This window comes from Aerococcus agrisoli, assembly GCF_003797145.1.
Classification (GTDB): Bacteria; Bacillota; Bacilli; order Lactobacillales; family Aerococcaceae; genus Aerococcus; species Aerococcus agrisoli.
On the sequence record NZ_RKMG01000033.1, the window covers coordinates 1 to 16812 of the forward strand.

Consider the following 16812-nt stretch of genomic DNA (forward strand, 5'->3'; position numbering starts at 1 on the left):
CAATTTAGTTTAGCACTGACAATTGTTATTAATTTAATTAATGAAAGAGATATGATAATTATTCCTGATAACATTAAAAATATATTCCCGACTATAATTCCTGAAAACAATAAAAATACATTAATTATAAGCAAAACTATATAGGAAAGGAATTCTACCTTGTTTTTTTTCATTATGAACCTCCTGAAAATACGGGAATTTAAAGATATTTCTATAATATATCCTTAATCAAGAAAATGAAACATTTTATTGTAAATGTTTTCAGTTTCAAAAATTTCCACCCTTACTTTTTAGTATCGCACGTTAATATTTTTGTATCTTTGTTATTATACAAAAAAAGTGTGAATGATTTCTCATCCACACCAAAAGTCGGAGATCCGATTATTTGCTTTTTTTGCTTCGTAAATTTTTACTATCCGTAGAAATGGCTAGGCCAGCTTCCTCTAAATTGTAGTTAATCGTAGCTGATGCTAATTTATAACATAAGGCAAATACCGGCACACTCAGTAACATACCTGCGATGCCGAAGAAGGCACCACCAACAGTAACTGAGAATAAAACCCAAATACCTGGTAAACCAACTGATCCACCAACAACTCTCGGGTAAATGATGTTTCCTTCAAATTGTTGGACAATGACGATAAATACAATAAACCAGATGGCCTGTTGGAAGTTTACAACAGCAATTAATAGGAATCCTACAAAACCACCCATCACTGCCCCATAGATAGGCACTAAGGCCATAGAGCCTGTTAATACAGATACAGATAGTGCAAATGGAAATTGAAAGATATTCATACCGATAAATACAAGTGTTAGTAATATACCAGCCTCAGTCACCTGACCACTCACATATTGAGAAAATGTTTGATTCGCTTCTGAACCAACATTGACGATATAGTTAGCCCATTTTAAATTCAGCGTACCATAAATAATTTTCTTTAATTGACGAACCAAGGTTTCTTTTTTAAATAGAATCGATGTACCAAAGATAATGGCCACAAAACCATTAAATACGCCACTCACTAAATTACCTACCACACTAAATGTTGTATCCAAAACACCTGATGAAAAAGTTTGAATCATATCAAATGCTTGTGTACGCAAACGTTCTACATCTAAATTCAGTTGATTGAACGTTTCAACAATTTCAGGATTATCGGCAATATATTGATTGATTTTGCTGTACAGTAAATTGATTTCTGAAGGCACTTGGGCAATAAATGCGCCTAAGGTTTCTTGTAAATCTGGTACGACTAGGAAAATAATAAAGGAAATAATACCTACTATGATACTAAAACCAAATAAAATCCCTGCTACCCTAAACCAGTTTCGATAGCCCCCTAACCACTTCGTCATATGTTTTTCAAAGAAGTTTAAAGGGATATTTAATACAAACGCAAGCGCTGCACCTAACAGAAATGGTCTAACTACGCCAATAATTGCATCAAAAGCTTCTTTTATGGCTGCTAGGTTGTTAATGCCCCAGTAAGACAAAACGAAGATGAATAATAACCCCAATAAACGTTGCCATGTACGTTTTTTCTCCATAAATCATCCCACTCTCTATTAATATTTCTTGATCCATAATTCATTGATGTAATGATGATCTTCTTTGTGAATCACGATGTTCGCACGATTTCTTGTTGGTAGGATATATTCTTGTAAATTGACCAAGTTAATATTACGCCATGTATCTCGTGCCATTTGCATCGCTTTTTCATACGAAAGTTGTCTAAATTGATGGTAGTAGTCGTCGGGACGATCTTTTGCTTGTAAGACTAATAAACGGAAACGTTGATAGAACCATTTTTCAATCATATCTGAATCTGCATCTACATATACAGATAAATCCCAGAAATCACTCATAAAGACATTGGAATTTTCTGCTGTTTGCAGTACATTGATTCCTTCAACAATTAAAATTTGTGGATTGCGCAAAACGTTGGATCCATCTTCAATGATATCGTAAATTGAATGCGAATATTTTGGATAAACGATTTCTTCTTTATTACTTTTGACATCTACTAAAAATTGTTCCAATTTCTCCATATTATAAGATTCAGGGAACCCTTTGCGGTTCATGATGCCCTTCTCTTGTAAAACCTTGTTAGGATATAGGAAACCATCTGTAGTGACTAATTCTACGTTTAATTCAGGATAAGCATGTGCTAAAAATAATTTCAGTAAACGTGCGGTAGTACTTTTCCCAACTGCCACACCACCTGCAATTCCGATGATGAATGGCGGGATTTTTTCTGAAATACCCATAAATTTAGCCCGTTTGGTTTCCAGCTGGTTATAATTTTCACGATATATAGAGATTAATTGGGTTAAAGGTTTATATACTTCAATTGCATCTCGAATCGTTAAGGAGTCATTCAGCGATGTTAAGCTATTCAATTGTTCATTAGTTAAATTAATATCGAATGGATTGTCTAAATCCTGTAAGTAATGATTCCATTCTTTACGGTCGATGATGTAATAATCTCTATTCACTTGCATAATAACTCCAAACTTACTATTTTATTTTCCAAGTAATTTCTGTTAGACAGTGTGTGTTGTCAATGCTATCAATTACGTGATGCGTCACAAAAGTGTCGCCACGTGATAGGGTTTCATCCAGGTTACTTAAATCTGAGTGAACGGTACCCTCTTGATGTAGGTACATTTCTTTTTCATAAGCCACTGTAAATGACACTGGTTCATATTTTTCAAACCATTCCATACCTAGTGAATTGGATAGCCATTTCACGTAGATTGTATTGTTGACATGGTTATTGACGTCAATATCTAAGAATTTTACTTCGAATGAATTTTGTTTGCTATCTTCGGCTAAAGTCTTGGCAAGACGTTTACGACGACTTGGTTTAGCTTCAAGCTCAACTTGATACCATTCGCCAATTTCTTCTGGAATTCTTACGATTGATCGTTGATTCAAGTCAATTAAAGCGAAGGTTGTTTCAGCTTCAACCAAAATTTCGTCATTTATAGTTTTTAAAGCGAAGTATCGTTTACAGAAAAACTTGTTGTATGTTGTTGGTTCTGTGTAAGCAATAATCTCTTCATTATAGCGTGGTAAGCGCTTAATATCAATTTGATTTTGTGTAATAATCCATGCCCAAGCTTGGTCTTTAAAGCCTTGACTTGCTGCCGGAATACTTGCTTCTTGATTATTAGAAGCAATCAGCATGATATCTAATAGTGCTGAAAGTGTCATTTCACCAAATGCATTACAATGGAAATGATGCACTTTAACTGTTTCTTGGTATTTTAAACCCATGTGAATCCCCCTTGATGGTCAAGTTAACGACCATCGATGACTGTATTTGATACATTTACTTTGTTCGCAACTACGCTTTGCCATACTATTGTGGTAGTTGTAGTTGACCATAGTCAGAATAAAAATGTTTGTATGATAGATACACAGCAATTACTGAAGTAATCGCAGATGTAGCGACCATCATGAAGTAAATTAGGATTTGATACATGATAGAATCCAATGGTACGGCCCCAGCTAGCATCATACCTGTCATCATACCTGGTAATAACACTAACCCAACAGTACGAGCTGAGTCGATAGTTGGTTGTAAGGAACCTTTAATCGATTCACGAATGATATCCGCAGACGCTAAACGGATGGAAGCACCTAAAGCTAAGCGTTCGTTTACTTCTTGTTGCCCTTTAGCAAATTCATTATTCAAATTGCGGAATGACAAACCTAGCACAGACATTGCATTACCTACCAACATACCTGTGATTGGAATGATTTGAGCTGGCACAAATTGAATAGATCCTGAAAAAACCAGTACCAAGATGGAAACTGCAACGCCACCCAAAATGGCAATCAATGATATTTTTAAGGCATTTGGAATTTTGTCCGCACGTTTGGCAGCGTTAAAAGCGGCATTGAAAATCATAAAAGCCATAATAATTGCAGTCACTATTTTAGAATCAATTTGGAAAATATATGTTAATACGTATCCAATCACAACTAATTGGACAACCATACGGAACATAGCCCACAAAATTTCTTTCTCTAATCCTAGTTTTTCACGGTAAGAGATGAAAACGGCGAATAACACTAGGACAAAAGAAAACATTAATGAGGTTGGTGTTGTGGTTAATTGACTAGTCATTTGCTTCACCCTTTTCTATTGTTAATGCTCTATTATTTATTTTGAAAATTCTGTCTGGAAAAATTTCATTGTCTTCAATGTGACTAACCCATAAAATGGTTACCTTATGTTGTTTCTTATACTCAAGTAAAATTTCCCATACACGATTACGATTTTCTTCATCCAATGAAGATGTAATTTCATCTAGTAATAAGACTTTAGGTGGGAATAATAGATGACGGATCAAACCAACACGTTGTTTCTCACCACCAGAGATTTTATGAATAGATTTATCTAATTCAATATGTGATAAGCCAAATTGGTTCATGAAATTTAATACTTGTGCTTCATCAAAGTCTGTTTCATGAGCTGCGAATACCAATTCAAAATTGTCACGAATCGTTTGCCCAAATAAGTGCGGATTTTGCGCCACATAAGACACGGCTTTGCGATAATCTTGGTAACCCACCTCTTCTATGGTTTTACCTTCAAATAAGATATCGCCACTCGTTCTTGGAATTAGTGAAGAAATTAATTTTAACAAAGTACTTTTCCCACTACCTGATGGACCTTCAATTCTAATCATTTCATTTTGACCAATTTCAAAAGATACATCGTTTAATAATGCATCTTCGCCTGGTTTGAAAGTGACATTATTAAATGTTACGACAGCTGTCATTCTTGCTTCCTCCTATTCAGTAACTATATGAATATTTTATCATAATTCGCCCCTTAAATGGTGGAATACGAAGAATTCAATGAGGCTAAAAACCGCGTTATGAAGGCGCTTAAATAAATCAATTGCTTTAAATTTTGAGTGAGTTATAATGAACCTATAATCATTTGAAAGTATGAAGGAGCATTTACAATGAAGTTATCAATCACGCCAGCAGCCCAACAATATTTTGTCGAAGAAATGGGCCTAACTGAAGGTAGCCAAGTCGGATTCCACAGCCGTGTTTACGGAAAAACTGCGGTTCACGAAGGTTTTTCAGTTGGCTTAACAATTGAAGCACCTACAGGTAATGTCTTAGTAGATCAAACGGTCGATGGCATATACTACTACATCAATGAAAATGATGAGTGGTTCTTCAATGGTTACGACTTTGAAGTTGATTTCGATCCATCAGAAGAAAATTTTGTATACAATTTCATTGAACAAGCGTAGCATATACTATATTATATAAGTACCTTATCACTATTCAGTTACCTTAAAAGGAGTGTTTCAAATGGATACAATTAAAAACTTATTCCTAGCCGCTGTTGGTGGCACCCGTTTATCTTATGAAAAAGCTGAAGAGACGCTAAAAACTTTGATTGAAAAAGGCCAAATCTCTGTTACTGAAGGTAAAGCCTTAAGTGAAGATATTAAACGTGTAGTGCAAACTGGTTCTGGTGTCCGTTCTGAAGATCCTTTAGACAAAACATTGTCAGAGCAAATCTTAAGTCTTCAAACACAAATCGAAGCTTTAACTGAAGAAGTGAGCAAATTAAAAGGTACAAATACTGTTGCGACAGATTCAGTTGACACCACTGACACAACAACTGAAGCGTAATGAATCATACAAGTAAAAAAGAAGGCATTTTGTTGCAGAACAAGATGCCTTTTTAAGAATAGACGGTGATAATATGCAAAGTGATTCTAGCCGATTTCGTGAAATGGTCTCCGTTCTGGGTACTTATGGTTTCGGTGAAATTAGACATAAATTTAAAAAACGTGAAACAGATAATCGTCCCCTAGCTTTAAGACAAGCTTTTGAAGAACTAGGTCCGAGCTTTATTAAGATTGGCCAAATTTTGTCGACAAGAAGTGACTTACTATCGGCAGAATATTTGAGTGAATTACAAAAGTTACAAGAGAATACCTTACCCTTATCATTTGAAGTCATTCAAGACCAGTATTTTTCTGAGAGTGGCCATTTGTTTGATGAAGATTTTGCCTATGTAAACCCTGAACCACTTGCATCGGCATCCATCGCTCAGGTCCATGAAGCTAAGCTGAAAACCGGAGAACATGTCGTTATTAAAATCCAACGACCTGAAATAGAAGCACAGTTGATTCGTGACATTAATATTTTTATCCGGGTTGTCGAAGCTGTGCCGTCTATTTTTATGGATGTCATCGTGAATCCTGTGGAAATCTTAAAAGATATCAAACGTCAGGTAATGGAGGAAATTGATTTCGTAAATGAAGCACATAATATGCTGCGTTTTAGTGAAAACCACCGAAATCGTACAACGATTCAATCACCCTTACCCTACTTGCCGCTTACGAATAAACGCGTTTTAGTTCAAGACTATGAAGCCGGCATTTCCATAGGCCGATTACATGCCTTGAAACAGGAAGCCTATGATTTAGACGACATCGCATATAAATTGGTACTTTCCTATTTGTATCAAGTATTTGAAGATGGTTTTTACCATGCAGACCCTCATCCAGGTAATATCATGATCCAAGATGGCCGAATTATCTTTATTGATTTTGGTGCCATGGGGAAAGTTTCTTCCTCAGAGAAAAAGATTTTACTGCAAATCTTGAGTGCTTTGGTGGCTAAGGATATCGACCACCTGGTGAACTTGCTTTTACAAATCTGTAAACAAAATAAACCGTTAGATAAGGTACTTTTGTACCGGGATATTGATGACTTATTTGACCGCTATTTTACGGCAGGTATGGAGGCATTAAACATTGATGCAATTTTTCAAGACTTATTGAAATTTGGTCACCGCCATGGCCTAACCTTCCCTTCTGAATATATTATGTTGGAAAAAACAGTTGCCATGGTTCAAGGTGTTGCGCAAAATTTAAGTCCATCGCTCGATTTCATGCAAATCTTCCAATCCTTCTTTTTATCTAGTGGTGCTATTTCATGGGAAAAATATATTGATCCAAGTTTATTAGCACGTGAAACTTTTCGTTCAGTTAACACCGTCCGTCGTTTGCCTAGCAAACTTGAAGCTATGGTGGATAACATCAATAATGGACGGCTAAATGTCCGCATTACCTTTGAAAATATCGATGAACGACTTCGCGATATTAATAGTATGATTAACCGAGTCATTTTTGGGGTGATCTTATCATCCCTAATCCTAGCCTCCACATTTATTATTACATCAGCTCAAACCTATTATGCTGAAATTTTAGGGATGGCATTTTTCATTGTCACTGCTGTTATTGGTCTGATTTTACTAATTTCTATGTTACGTGCACGGCGAAAATAAGAAAAGGCCCTGAGGCCCGCATTATGCGGACTTCAGGGCCTTTTTAAGCCTTTATTTAAATAATGGTAGGATTGCACATCCTAATAAGCCAGGACCAGTGTGAACAGCTAATGCTGAGCTTAATTGCACATCATATGCTTCATCATGGTTTGGCAATGCTTCTTTCAAGTTTGTTAGTAATTTAGCAGCCGTTTTTCTAGCTGCGGGATTACCACCACACGCACCGATTAAATAACTATCTTTGTCTTTCACAGCGGCAGACATCAATTCAACGAGCTTTTTAATCGTTTTTTCTTCGTTATTATTCTTAGAAGCACGAATTTTCGCAATCGTTGTATAGATACCATCTTCATCACAAGTAATAATTGGTTGGATGCTTAGTAATGAACCAACTGCACCTGCAACACGTCCGATACGGCCACCAGCAATTAAATATTTTAATGTTGGTACGTGGAAGAATACATGACCGTATTCAACTGATGCTTGTAATTTTTCCTTAATAGTTTGGAAGTCATTTTTCATTTCAAAGTATTTGGTTGCAGCAACCATAAATAATCCTGAGCCAATACCAACATTTTTTGTGTCTAATAAGAAACATTCAACGTTTTCATATTCTTCCGCGATTAAGCGTACTGAGTTGTTAGTACCTGATAAATTGGATGAAATGGTAATGGCGATAATGTGTGTAACGCCTTTCGCAATTAGGTTATCAAAAGCTTGTTGAATTAAATCCCCACTAGGTAATGATGTTTTAGGAATTTCTTCTTCCATTCGTTCAAACACTTCTTGAGGCTGAATCGTTACGCCATCTAAATAATGACCATCACTAAAATTCACACTTAATGGTAAAACTTCAACATCATATTTGCTGATAATATCTTGAGGGACATCTGATCCCGAATCAACTATAAATCCTAACTTTTCCAAAAATAAAACCTCCAATTACTTATACGTTTTCTGTATTTTCTGTGTTTTCTGTATTTTCTTGCTCAATTAAGTCGATAAATTTCTTTGCAAATAACAAATTCGTGATCATCTCACATGCAAGGAAAATGATATAGCGATCATAATCGTCTTTGCTGTTATAATTCAGATTATTTTCATAATCATCTATTTTGTTTAAATACACATTACCGCTGTGTTTAATTGTTTTTTCTAAGAGTTCACAAAATTGGTTATAGGCATTTGAATTACCCTGTGAATTGGCAAGGAAAATCAATACACGTCTGATATCTTGAATCGAAATAACTTCTTTAAATAAAGTAATCACGATTAAATAAGCGATATGGCGTTTATTGTAATGTCGTTTAATTGGTTTCGGAATTAGATTTAACTTTACATAATTGTTCACCATTGATGAAGTTACAGGAATCTTATCATCTGAGAACACTTGAAATGGTTCTAAATACTTAGTAACAACAGCAATCAATTGATCCATGTATAAGGGAATTTCAGTAATTTCTTCCCATCTCGGCATCCGGACCTCATCTAAACTTTTTACCCATTTTTCATACGCTTCTTGTTTTTCCAATTGTCTCACCCACATATTTCATTATAGCTACATTATATCATAAAGTTATGAACACTATATACAATAGTTTTCATAACAAGATATTTGATACATTATTTATTTTTTACGTCTTCGTGTCCATGATGGCCAGTTGATTTTAGGTTCATTTCGGTCTCTAGTGACCTTTACTTGTGGCTGTCCATCTCTTGCTTGCAGATCTTCTTTTGCGCTATAATCGGGCATTTTTGCCATTGCATCTTGAAAATCAGGATCTGCTTTCCCTCGTTTTAAACGACTTTGATACTGTTTCTTCATCATTTCGCGGACAGCTTTTGGTGTTACTGTCTCGTTGTTTACCGTTTTGATGGCGATAAATGTTAATACCTCTATGTAAGACATGGCTAATGCTGTGGTCACCAAGGCGGCTGTAGTACCTGAAATAATACCTCCTGCTACTGAACCCGCACCAGGAATAAGTTTTACCACATTTGACACAATTAGTCGGCCAATGTAAGTTGCAGACCCAGTACCGCCGATGGCACCAATAATACCCAAAGTAGTGGCATGATCCAGTGAAATTCCAAATATAGCTGTCAAATGGGCCATCATACCAATTTGCATAGGCACTAGGACCGTAGCATCTGAAAATGGAATTGGTGTAAAGCCAACACCAAAGGTTGATACAATATATTTACGCGCCCAACGTCGCGCTGCTCGTGCTTTACGGTCGATATCAATTTGTTGGGCATTGTTAAAAGCTATATGCAAATTCTGTGGTAGTAAGCCAAAAGATCGTTCCACCAATTCTTTTAATCCATATGCTGGAATCGTATACTCCGATGTAACCTGGTAATCCTTGGCCATCACACGAATAATACTTTGTACTGGTAAATTTTGATTGATCAGATATTCTTCAAACTTCAAGGCTTGTTCACCTATGGCTTGCGTTAAAATTAAAATGACTGGCATTTTCTTAGACAAATCTTCAATCAATTGGATTTCTACCGGTTCAATACGGCTTATATTGGCATTCAAACAATAGTATGCGACGTGCATTTTCTCGTTGTTTTTCGCCATATTGATGAGTGTTTGCTCAATTTCAGCAGAAACTTGTTGTTGCGTTTCTGCATCTAGTTCTAATCCCCTTGTATCATATAAGACCATGGGGATGTCATCTTTTTCTATTTTTTGTAAATGTTTGGTAATGGGTTGGCCGATACCAGTTTCTGCTAGGTTTTCCCGAAATATACTGTTAATAAGTGTGGATTTTCCAACACCTGTTTTACCAACAACAAGTATATGTACTTTCTCGATTTTTTCAATCTCTGCTTGGGTTTGCTTCGTTAATTCCCCTGCAAGATTCCAATCCATTTTAGGAGCCATGTGCTTTTTTCACCTCAAAAATGTGTTTGTTTTTAAAACGCTTACACTTATTATAATACATTTTTCTATATAAGTGCATAAGTATATTGCTTAGAAGCGACTTTACAGTTATGCTATACTACATGTGAAATATCCGCAAGTTGCTAAAGGAGGAATTCGATGTCTACAAATACGCATTCTAAAGAAAGAATTAATTTACCCTATCCAAAATCCTATTATATCACGAATGAGGTTTTAAACTCTATCACACATGGGATTGGATTTATCTTGTCGATAGTTGCAACAGTCTTCCTTATTCGCAAGGGCTTAGCTAATGAAAATCCGCTAGAGATTGTGTCTTATATCATCTACGGACTATCTATGTGTATGTTGTATCTAGCATCTACGCTCTACCATAGCCTGTCTTTTACCAAAGCCTCTGGCATCCTAAAGATAATTGACCACTCTTCAATCTTCCTATTAATCGCAGGATCATATACACCTTATGCCTTAGTTGCAATTGGTGGTAAATTTGGATGGTTTATCTTTATTGCCCAATGGTTAATTGCCTTGTTTGGTATTTTTGGTAAAATTTTATTCTTGGATAAAATGAAAAAATTCTCTACATGGTTATATATCTTAATGGGTTGGTTCGGAGTTATTGCTATTCCACAAATGGCCCAAGCAATTGGTATGGGTGGTATCATGTGGTTAATTGCCGGTGGTGTAACATATACAGTTGGTACCATTTTCTATTCACACGACGATTTGAAATACTGGCACGTGATTTGGCATTTATTTGTCTTAGGTGGTAGTATCTGCATGTTCTTCTCAATTTTCTTATACGTATAAATGTAAAAAGGCTTGGCTCCGTTAATACTTGGAACCAAGCCTTTATTGTTATAACTTTTTCAATTGTTTAATACGGTGTGTTGTTTTGTAAAATTCATATTTTAAGGCTAAGAATTTCTCACAGTCCAGCAAGACATCGAAAAGAATTGAACGCGTTTCGAATTCTTTTCGACTTTGTGGTAACGGTGAATTTCGGTAAGCATCTTTTAGTTGTCCTAATTCATTCCGCAATTTAGCAGCTGTATTCGATTCAGACAATTCTTGACTGACATGACGGAAAAAGCCACTTAAATCGTAGGTTTGATCGGTCAATTCATAAATATTATCCAATGAGTCATTAATATCAAATAAAAGAGCTAACTGACTCATACGCATTTCAAAGTAATTGATATAGTAATTATCTACTTGACCAGAAATGTTATTCTCCACTTCTTTCATAGCTAGGTATAAACCATGTTTTGCCAAATCATTTGTTTGGTCAATAGCTTCATACACTAAGAAGTCCTGATGCTTAGGATCATCCATTTTATCAGCTAGATTATTTAATATTCCTTGCATCCCTTCTTCAATATCATTTTTCACTTGGTTCATTTGGCTATTTGAAGAAGTTTGATATAAGTTTACAATCATTGCAATACCAACACCAATGACCAATAATAATAGTTCATTTATCCACCAGTCAAAACTAGAGGACTGTTCAAGTAACAAATGCGAAATAAATACCGCACACGGTGCAATTGTATTTTCACTTTTTAGTAAAACTGCTACCGGATATGTGATGAGTAGATATAAAGAAAAGACCCAAATTTCATAGCCGAATACATTAAATAAAATTGTTGCAACCGTTAAACTCAATAACATTGTTAACGTTATATTACCTATATATTGGATGGTCTTCTTGCTTGTTTCGGCTAGAGATAAGATAGCAATGATCCCTGCAGATACTGCATAATTTAAGCCTAACCATTGTGCTAGAAAGATGGCTACAAAAGTAGCAATCGCATATTTTGCGCTCTTTATTGCAATATTCATAATTACCTCCCTGACCATTATTCAGGCTTATTTTAGCATAAAATGAAAGTTCCTGATATGAAAGCGTGCCATTACGGTAAAATTCTACAAAAAAGTTCGCAAGCATTGTGAAATATGTTAGAATGGTATAAGCGAGTAAGATCACATTTCTAATAAATTAACAAAAGGAGCATACAATGATTTTTAAAGTAACTTATCAAAATTCACGTCAAGAAGTTCCACGTCGTGAATCAACACACACTATGTATATTCAAGCAGAAACTAAACGTGAGGTACGTGCTTATCTAGAAGAAGAAACCCCCTATCTAGTAGAGTTTATCCAACCTCTTGAAGGTGCTCATTTAGAGTATGAACAACAAAATCCAGACTTCAAAGTAGTGGAGCTTTCTAATTAATGAAAGTCGACATAAAGAACAATGAAGTTGGCGTTTTCGCCTTTGGGGGATTAGACGAAATCGGTAAGAACTCTTACGGAATCCAATTTCAAGATGAAATACTATTATTAGACGCTGGGGTTAAGTTCCCAGAAGACGATCTATTGGGTATTGATTATGTTATCGCTAACTACCAATACTTAATTCAAAACGAACAAAAAGTGAAAGGTTTATTCATTACCCATGGTCACGAAGACCATATTGGTGGGATTCCTTTCTTATTAAAACAAATCAATATTCCTATCTATGCTGGGAAACTAGCAATGGCATTGATTAAAAACAAACTGGAAGAACATGGCTTGCTACGTGATGCTGAACTACATATCATTGATGAAGATTCAGTAATCAAATTTAGAAAGACTTCTATTTCTTTCTACCGTACAACTCACTCTATTCCAGATGCAATGGGTATTGTTGTCAAAACACCACCAGGAAACATCGTGTTCACTGGTGACTACAAGTTTGACTTTACACCAGTTGGTAAACCAGCTGATATCCATAAAATGGCACAAATCGGTGAAGAAGGCGTCCTATTAATGTTAGGTGACTCTACTAACGCTGAAGTGCCAGGATTTACAAAATCAGAACGTGTTGTTGGTGAATCATTATCTGATATTATCTCTAACATCGATGGCCGTATTATTTTCGCATCCTTTGCATCTAATATTTCTCGTTTGTCACAAGCAATCGACGTAGCAGTTGCTGAAGGGCGTAAGATTGCCGTCTTCGGACGTTCAATGGAAGCTGCGATTAAGAATGCGATTGAACTAGGCTACTTCAATGTGGGCGAAGATGCTTTCATTCAAGGTAGCGAAATTAATCAATACCCTGCAAATGAAGTATTGATTATGTGTACTGGTTCTCAAGGTGAGCCAATGGCAGCCTTATCTCGTATTGCCAACGGTACACACCGTCAAATTTCGATTCAACCTGACGATACAGTTATTTTCTCTTCAAGCCCTATCCCAGGGAATACGTTGAGTGTTAACCGTGTTATTAACCAATTGCTAGAAGCTGGTGCTGAAGTTATTCATGGTAAAGTGAATAATGTCCATACTTCTGGTCATGGTAGTCAAGAAGAACAAAAATTAATGTTAACATTGATGAAACCTAAATATTTCATGCCGGTCCATGGTGAATACCGTATGTTAAGTATTCAAGCAGACCAAGCTGAATTAGTAGGTATTCCTCGTGAAAACATTTTTGTCATGAAAAATGGTGAAGTCCTTGCATTAACCCAAGACTCTGCTCGTCGCGCTGGTAGCTTCCCAGGTGAAGCTGTTTATGTCGACGGTAAAGGTATTGGTGATATTGGGAACATCGTCTTACGTGACCGTCACAACCTTTCTGAAGACGGTTTAGTGCTTGCAGTTGTTTCTGTAGACTTTGCTAAGAATGAATTACTCGCTGGCCCAGATATTGTGTCTCGTGGATTTATCTATATGAGAGAATCTGTTGGCTTGATTCAAGATGCGCAAAAAGTAATTCGTACAACTGTTATTGGTCACTTAAACTCTGGTAAGAAAGTAAATGAAAAGATTTTACGTGATGCAATGCAAAACGCGCTACAACCATTCTTATACAAACGTACGAAACGTAATCCAATGATTATGGCTGTCGTAATGCCTGTTTAAGAAAACATATTCATACAAAAATAAGGCTGAACTAAGCAATTGCTTGGTTCAGCCTTTTCTGTTTCCCCTATTTCACTAAGTTGTTTTGGAAGGCATAAATGGTCGCTTGGGTACGATCTTCTACAGCCAATTTGCTCAGAATATTGGATACATGTGTTTTTACAGTCTTCAATGTAATGAACAACTCGTCCGCAATTTCTTGATTGGATTTACCTGCAGCAATCAGTTGCAAGACTTCGCGTTCTCGGCTTGTTAAATCATCATGCAAATGATGTTGGTTGGCAGCCACTTCATGGGCGATTAATTTTTCGTTGACGGTTGGGGCGATGACAGATTCACCAGCGTATGTACGTCGAATGGCTGATGCGATTTCATGAGCCGCCGACGTTTTCAAAATATACCCTTTGGCGCCAGCTTCCATGGCTGGGTAGACTTTTTCGTCATCAATAAAGCTGGTGACAATCAAAATGTTGGCTTCGGGCCATTCGCCAAGGATTTCCTGGGTAGCCTGGATGCCGTCCATGTTGTCCATGACCAAATCCATTAAGATGATGTCTGGACGCAATGCTAGGGCCATTTTTTTGCCTTCTAGCCCGTCTTTAGCTTCACCTACGATTTCAATATCTGTTTGGGTAGATAAGTAGGTGCTGACACCTAGTCTGACCATTTCGTGGTCATCCACTAATAAGACACTAATCATTGCTCTCCTCCATTTGTCTTGGTACTACGATTTGTACTAGGGTTCCTTGGTTGATAAAACTAATAACGTTCACGGTGCCGCCTAATTGAGTGACGCGTTCGCGAATGTTTTTCAAGCCATATCCACCATTGTTGCCAGATTCTTTTTCCATGTCGAAACCTACCCCATCATCTGAAAAGCGCAAATAAATGTTGCGGTCTTTTTCGTATAATTGACATTCGATGATGTTAGGATTGGCATGGCGCAAGCTATTAGATAGTAATTCTTGCACAATTCTGAAGAGATGATTTTCTACTTCAGGTAATAGCTGAACGTCATTGACACTGGCTTCGAAATTAATTTTGACTTTGGTTTCCAATTCTCTAAATAATTGTTCTATCCCCATGGCCAATGACTGATTTGTAAGGGATATTGGTCGTAAATGTAACAATAAAGCGCGCATTTCGGCTTGAGCTTGGTCGACCATATCGGCTACTTTTGCGATTAATTGTTGGTTTACCGGATCAATCCCATCAGACTGTTCTTGGATGGCGGATAATAACATGGTCATGGCAAACAATTGTTGACTGACTGAATCATGCAATTCACGGGCTATACGTTGGCGTTCTTGTTTCACCAGCTCATTTCGGTTTAGTTGCGAATTGGTTTCATCTGCAACAGTTTTCGCTTGCAAAGCCATTTCCATGTTTTGACCAGATTCCCTTATTTTTGCCAAAGTAATTTCGACATCGTCAGATAAATAGACACTATCCGAAGTTTGGTCTAGAACGGGGTCGTCATATTTACGTTGTTGTAAGGCCCGCAATTTAGCTAGGATTAGTCCTTCGTCTTTGAACAAATATAGATAGAGGATGAGCGTGGCAATGAAAGCTATTACGATGAAAATAAATAAGACACTAATGAGCGGCATCAACATTTGCAAAAATAACTGTGCATTCCATCGAATGATGAAGCTACCAGTAGCAATATTGACTACTAAGTATGCAATCAAACTCGCTAACAAAAGCGATAACCATATTGTTAGGAAGATACCTAGGAAACGTCGACCTTTCATAGGAAAATCACCTCAATACGGCCCCATCCTTGGGAGATTTGTAGATAGATTTTACGATTGGCATTAACATACTCTTCTGTTTGAAAATTCCGGCGTTCATTATTTAAGACACTTATGTCCCCGTTCCAAGAAACTTCACTTCGGAAACCATTCGCATGTAGGGAAAGTCCTACACCTTCCGGCACAATCAGTTTAGTCTGACCGAATACTTGGTTGATGACCACAACATTCGTCCCCAAAGGTACTATCGTTGATCCAAAATCAATAAAGCTATTGGCGTAAAGATAATACATTTCCGTATCTTCCCAGGCATAAGTTGTCTCACCAAAACGATCCTTGTTGAAAAGTTCCTCAAACTGCATAAACGGTTTATCGTCTTTTTTCCCCTCTTCGGGTGCGACAATTTTGGTTTGACGGACAACTAATTTATCTAGTTCTTTATGATCTTGTGTTTTGACGAATGTATAATAAAACAAGGCTATTGCGACCAGTGTAACAATAATGCCACTCACATATTTTAGTGTGATAATGCTCATAAATATGAAAAAACAACCAGTCAAAACTAGCAGCATATTTTCTAAGCGCCGATTTTGATTATTTTGTTGCTCATGTAATTTCACACGTTCCGCGATTGCCAATAATAGGCACCCTAATGCAAACCAAAAAATATTTTGCGGTAAGGAAAATAACCCTGTAATGACTATTAGCGCAGCAAAACATGCAAAAATCAAATATCGATTTTTCATAACTCCCCGCCATTCTTTCTATGATAACTCCATTTTATCGTATTTTATGACTTAATGGTAATCTATCCACCGCAAAAATGCATACGGCTTTAGACGGACACTGATCAGTTACTTAATACAAAAAAAGGGGTCTCAGACTTTTGGTGTG

The 16812-nt window shown here is 36.6% G+C and carries 18 protein-coding genes; 6 read left to right on the top strand and 12 right to left on the bottom strand.

What is annotated here, in order from left to right; all coding sequences use genetic code 11:
- Nucleotides 1-381 precede the first annotated feature (381 nt).
- The 5 genes from EF384_RS08340 to EF384_RS08360 form a co-directional block, all read right to left on the bottom strand.
- A complete protein-coding gene (locus EF384_RS08340) occupies nucleotides 382-1551 on the bottom strand; it encodes an AI-2E family transporter (protein WP_123781082.1) in 1170 nt (389 codons plus the stop codon).
- A gap of 18 nt (nucleotides 1552-1569) precedes the next feature.
- Entirely contained in the window at nucleotides 1570-2505 is a 936-nt protein-coding gene (gene coaA / locus EF384_RS08345; protein WP_123781084.1) for a type I pantothenate kinase, read from the bottom strand.
- Between the two features lie 16 nt (nucleotides 2506-2521).
- Complete coding sequence (locus tag EF384_RS08350; protein WP_123781086.1) at nucleotides 2522-3283, bottom strand: acyl-[acyl-carrier-protein] thioesterase; 762 nt, start codon at nucleotides 3281-3283, stop codon at nucleotides 2522-2524.
- 85 nt (nucleotides 3284-3368) lie between these two features.
- Nucleotides 3369-4139, bottom strand: coding sequence for an ABC transporter permease (locus EF384_RS08355; RefSeq protein WP_123781088.1), 771 nt, complete (start codon nucleotides 4137-4139; stop codon nucleotides 3369-3371).
- The gene (locus tag EF384_RS08360) at nucleotides 4132-4797 is read right to left on the bottom strand and encodes an ABC transporter ATP-binding protein (protein WP_123781090.1); all 666 of its coding nucleotides are present in this window, start codon (nucleotides 4795-4797) and stop codon (nucleotides 4132-4134) included. Before EF384_RS08360 ends, EF384_RS08355 begins: the two co-directional genes overlap by 8 nt.
- 189 nt (nucleotides 4798-4986) lie before the next feature.
- On the opposite strand from EF384_RS08360, the gene EF384_RS08365 reads away from it, so the two are divergent.
- The 3 genes from EF384_RS08365 to EF384_RS08375 all read left to right on the top strand — a co-directional run bounded on the left by EF384_RS08365 (nucleotide 4987) and on the right by EF384_RS08375 (nucleotide 7340).
- Nucleotides 4987-5286 carry a HesB/YadR/YfhF family protein gene (locus EF384_RS08365; RefSeq protein ID WP_123781092.1) on the top strand — a complete coding sequence of 100 codons (300 nt, stop codon included), beginning with the start codon at nucleotides 4987-4989 and terminating at the stop codon, nucleotides 5284-5286.
- Nucleotides 5287-5347: 61 nt separating this feature from the next.
- Nucleotides 5348-5674: a hypothetical protein gene (locus EF384_RS08370; protein WP_123781094.1), complete on the top strand. Its 327-nt coding sequence runs from the start codon at nucleotides 5348-5350 to the stop codon at nucleotides 5672-5674.
- Between the two features lie 73 nt (nucleotides 5675-5747).
- On the top strand, nucleotides 5748-7340 hold the full coding sequence (locus EF384_RS08375) for an ABC1 kinase family protein (protein WP_123781096.1): 1593 nt from the start codon (nucleotides 5748-5750) through the stop codon (nucleotides 7338-7340).
- Between the two features lie 51 nt (nucleotides 7341-7391).
- On the opposite strand, the gene EF384_RS08380 is transcribed toward EF384_RS08375, so the two are convergent.
- The 3 genes from EF384_RS08380 to EF384_RS08390 all read right to left on the bottom strand — a co-directional run bounded on the left by EF384_RS08380 (nucleotide 7392) and on the right by EF384_RS08390 (nucleotide 10233).
- Entirely contained in the window at nucleotides 7392-8267 is an 876-nt protein-coding gene (locus EF384_RS08380; protein WP_123781098.1) for a DegV family protein, read from the bottom strand.
- Between the two features lie 19 nt (nucleotides 8268-8286).
- On the bottom strand, nucleotides 8287-8871 hold the full coding sequence (locus EF384_RS08385) for a DUF1836 domain-containing protein (protein WP_123781113.1): 585 nt from the start codon (nucleotides 8869-8871) through the stop codon (nucleotides 8287-8289).
- A gap of 96 nt (nucleotides 8872-8967) precedes the next feature.
- Nucleotides 8968-10233 (bottom strand): YcjF family protein, encoded by a 1266-nt coding sequence (locus EF384_RS08390; RefSeq protein ID WP_123781100.1) that lies wholly within the window; start codon nucleotides 10231-10233, stop codon nucleotides 8968-8970.
- Between the two features lie 159 nt (nucleotides 10234-10392).
- Between EF384_RS08390 and trhA the strand changes: the two genes are divergently transcribed.
- Nucleotides 10393-11064 carry a PAQR family membrane homeostasis protein TrhA gene (trhA, locus tag EF384_RS08395; protein WP_123781102.1) on the top strand — a complete coding sequence of 224 codons (672 nt, stop codon included), beginning with the start codon at nucleotides 10393-10395 and terminating at the stop codon, nucleotides 11062-11064.
- 48 nt (nucleotides 11065-11112) lie between these two features.
- Here trhA and EF384_RS08400 read toward each other — a convergent pair whose 3' ends face one another.
- Nucleotides 11113-12096, bottom strand: coding sequence for an aromatic acid exporter family protein (locus tag EF384_RS08400; protein WP_123781104.1), 984 nt, complete (start codon nucleotides 12094-12096; stop codon nucleotides 11113-11115).
- A gap of 176 nt (nucleotides 12097-12272) precedes the next feature.
- Here EF384_RS08400 and EF384_RS08405 point away from each other — a divergent pair, with 176 nt between their 5' ends.
- Together EF384_RS08405 and rnjA are read left to right on the top strand one after the other, a co-directional pair.
- A complete protein-coding gene (locus EF384_RS08405) occupies nucleotides 12273-12491 on the top strand; it encodes a DNA-directed RNA polymerase subunit epsilon (protein ID WP_094517901.1) in 219 nt (72 codons plus the stop codon).
- On the top strand, nucleotides 12491-14164 hold the full coding sequence (gene rnjA, locus EF384_RS08410) for a ribonuclease J1 (RefSeq protein ID WP_123781106.1): 1674 nt from the start codon (nucleotides 12491-12493) through the stop codon (nucleotides 14162-14164). The genes EF384_RS08405 and rnjA overlap by 1 nt, the downstream gene beginning before the upstream one ends.
- Before the next feature lie 67 nt (nucleotides 14165-14231).
- On the opposite strand, the gene EF384_RS08415 is transcribed toward rnjA, so the two are convergent.
- Genes EF384_RS08415 through liaF form a run of 3 tightly spaced genes read right to left on the bottom strand, consistent with a single transcriptional unit; the run spans nucleotide 14232 to nucleotide 16556 of the window.
- Entirely contained in the window at nucleotides 14232-14864 is a 633-nt protein-coding gene (locus EF384_RS08415) for a response regulator (protein ID WP_123781108.1), read from the bottom strand.
- Nucleotides 14857-15918, bottom strand: a complete 1062-nt coding sequence (locus tag EF384_RS08420; protein WP_123781109.1) for a sensor histidine kinase — start codon at nucleotides 15916-15918, stop codon at nucleotides 14857-14859. Before EF384_RS08420 ends, EF384_RS08415 begins: the two co-directional genes overlap by 8 nt.
- Nucleotides 15915-16556 carry a cell wall-active antibiotics response protein LiaF gene (gene liaF / locus EF384_RS08425; RefSeq protein ID WP_233570078.1) on the bottom strand — a complete coding sequence of 214 codons (642 nt, stop codon included), beginning with the start codon at nucleotides 16554-16556 and terminating at the stop codon, nucleotides 15915-15917. The genes EF384_RS08420 and liaF overlap by 4 nt, the downstream gene beginning before the upstream one ends.
- Between the last annotated feature and the right edge of the window lie 256 nt (nucleotides 16557-16812).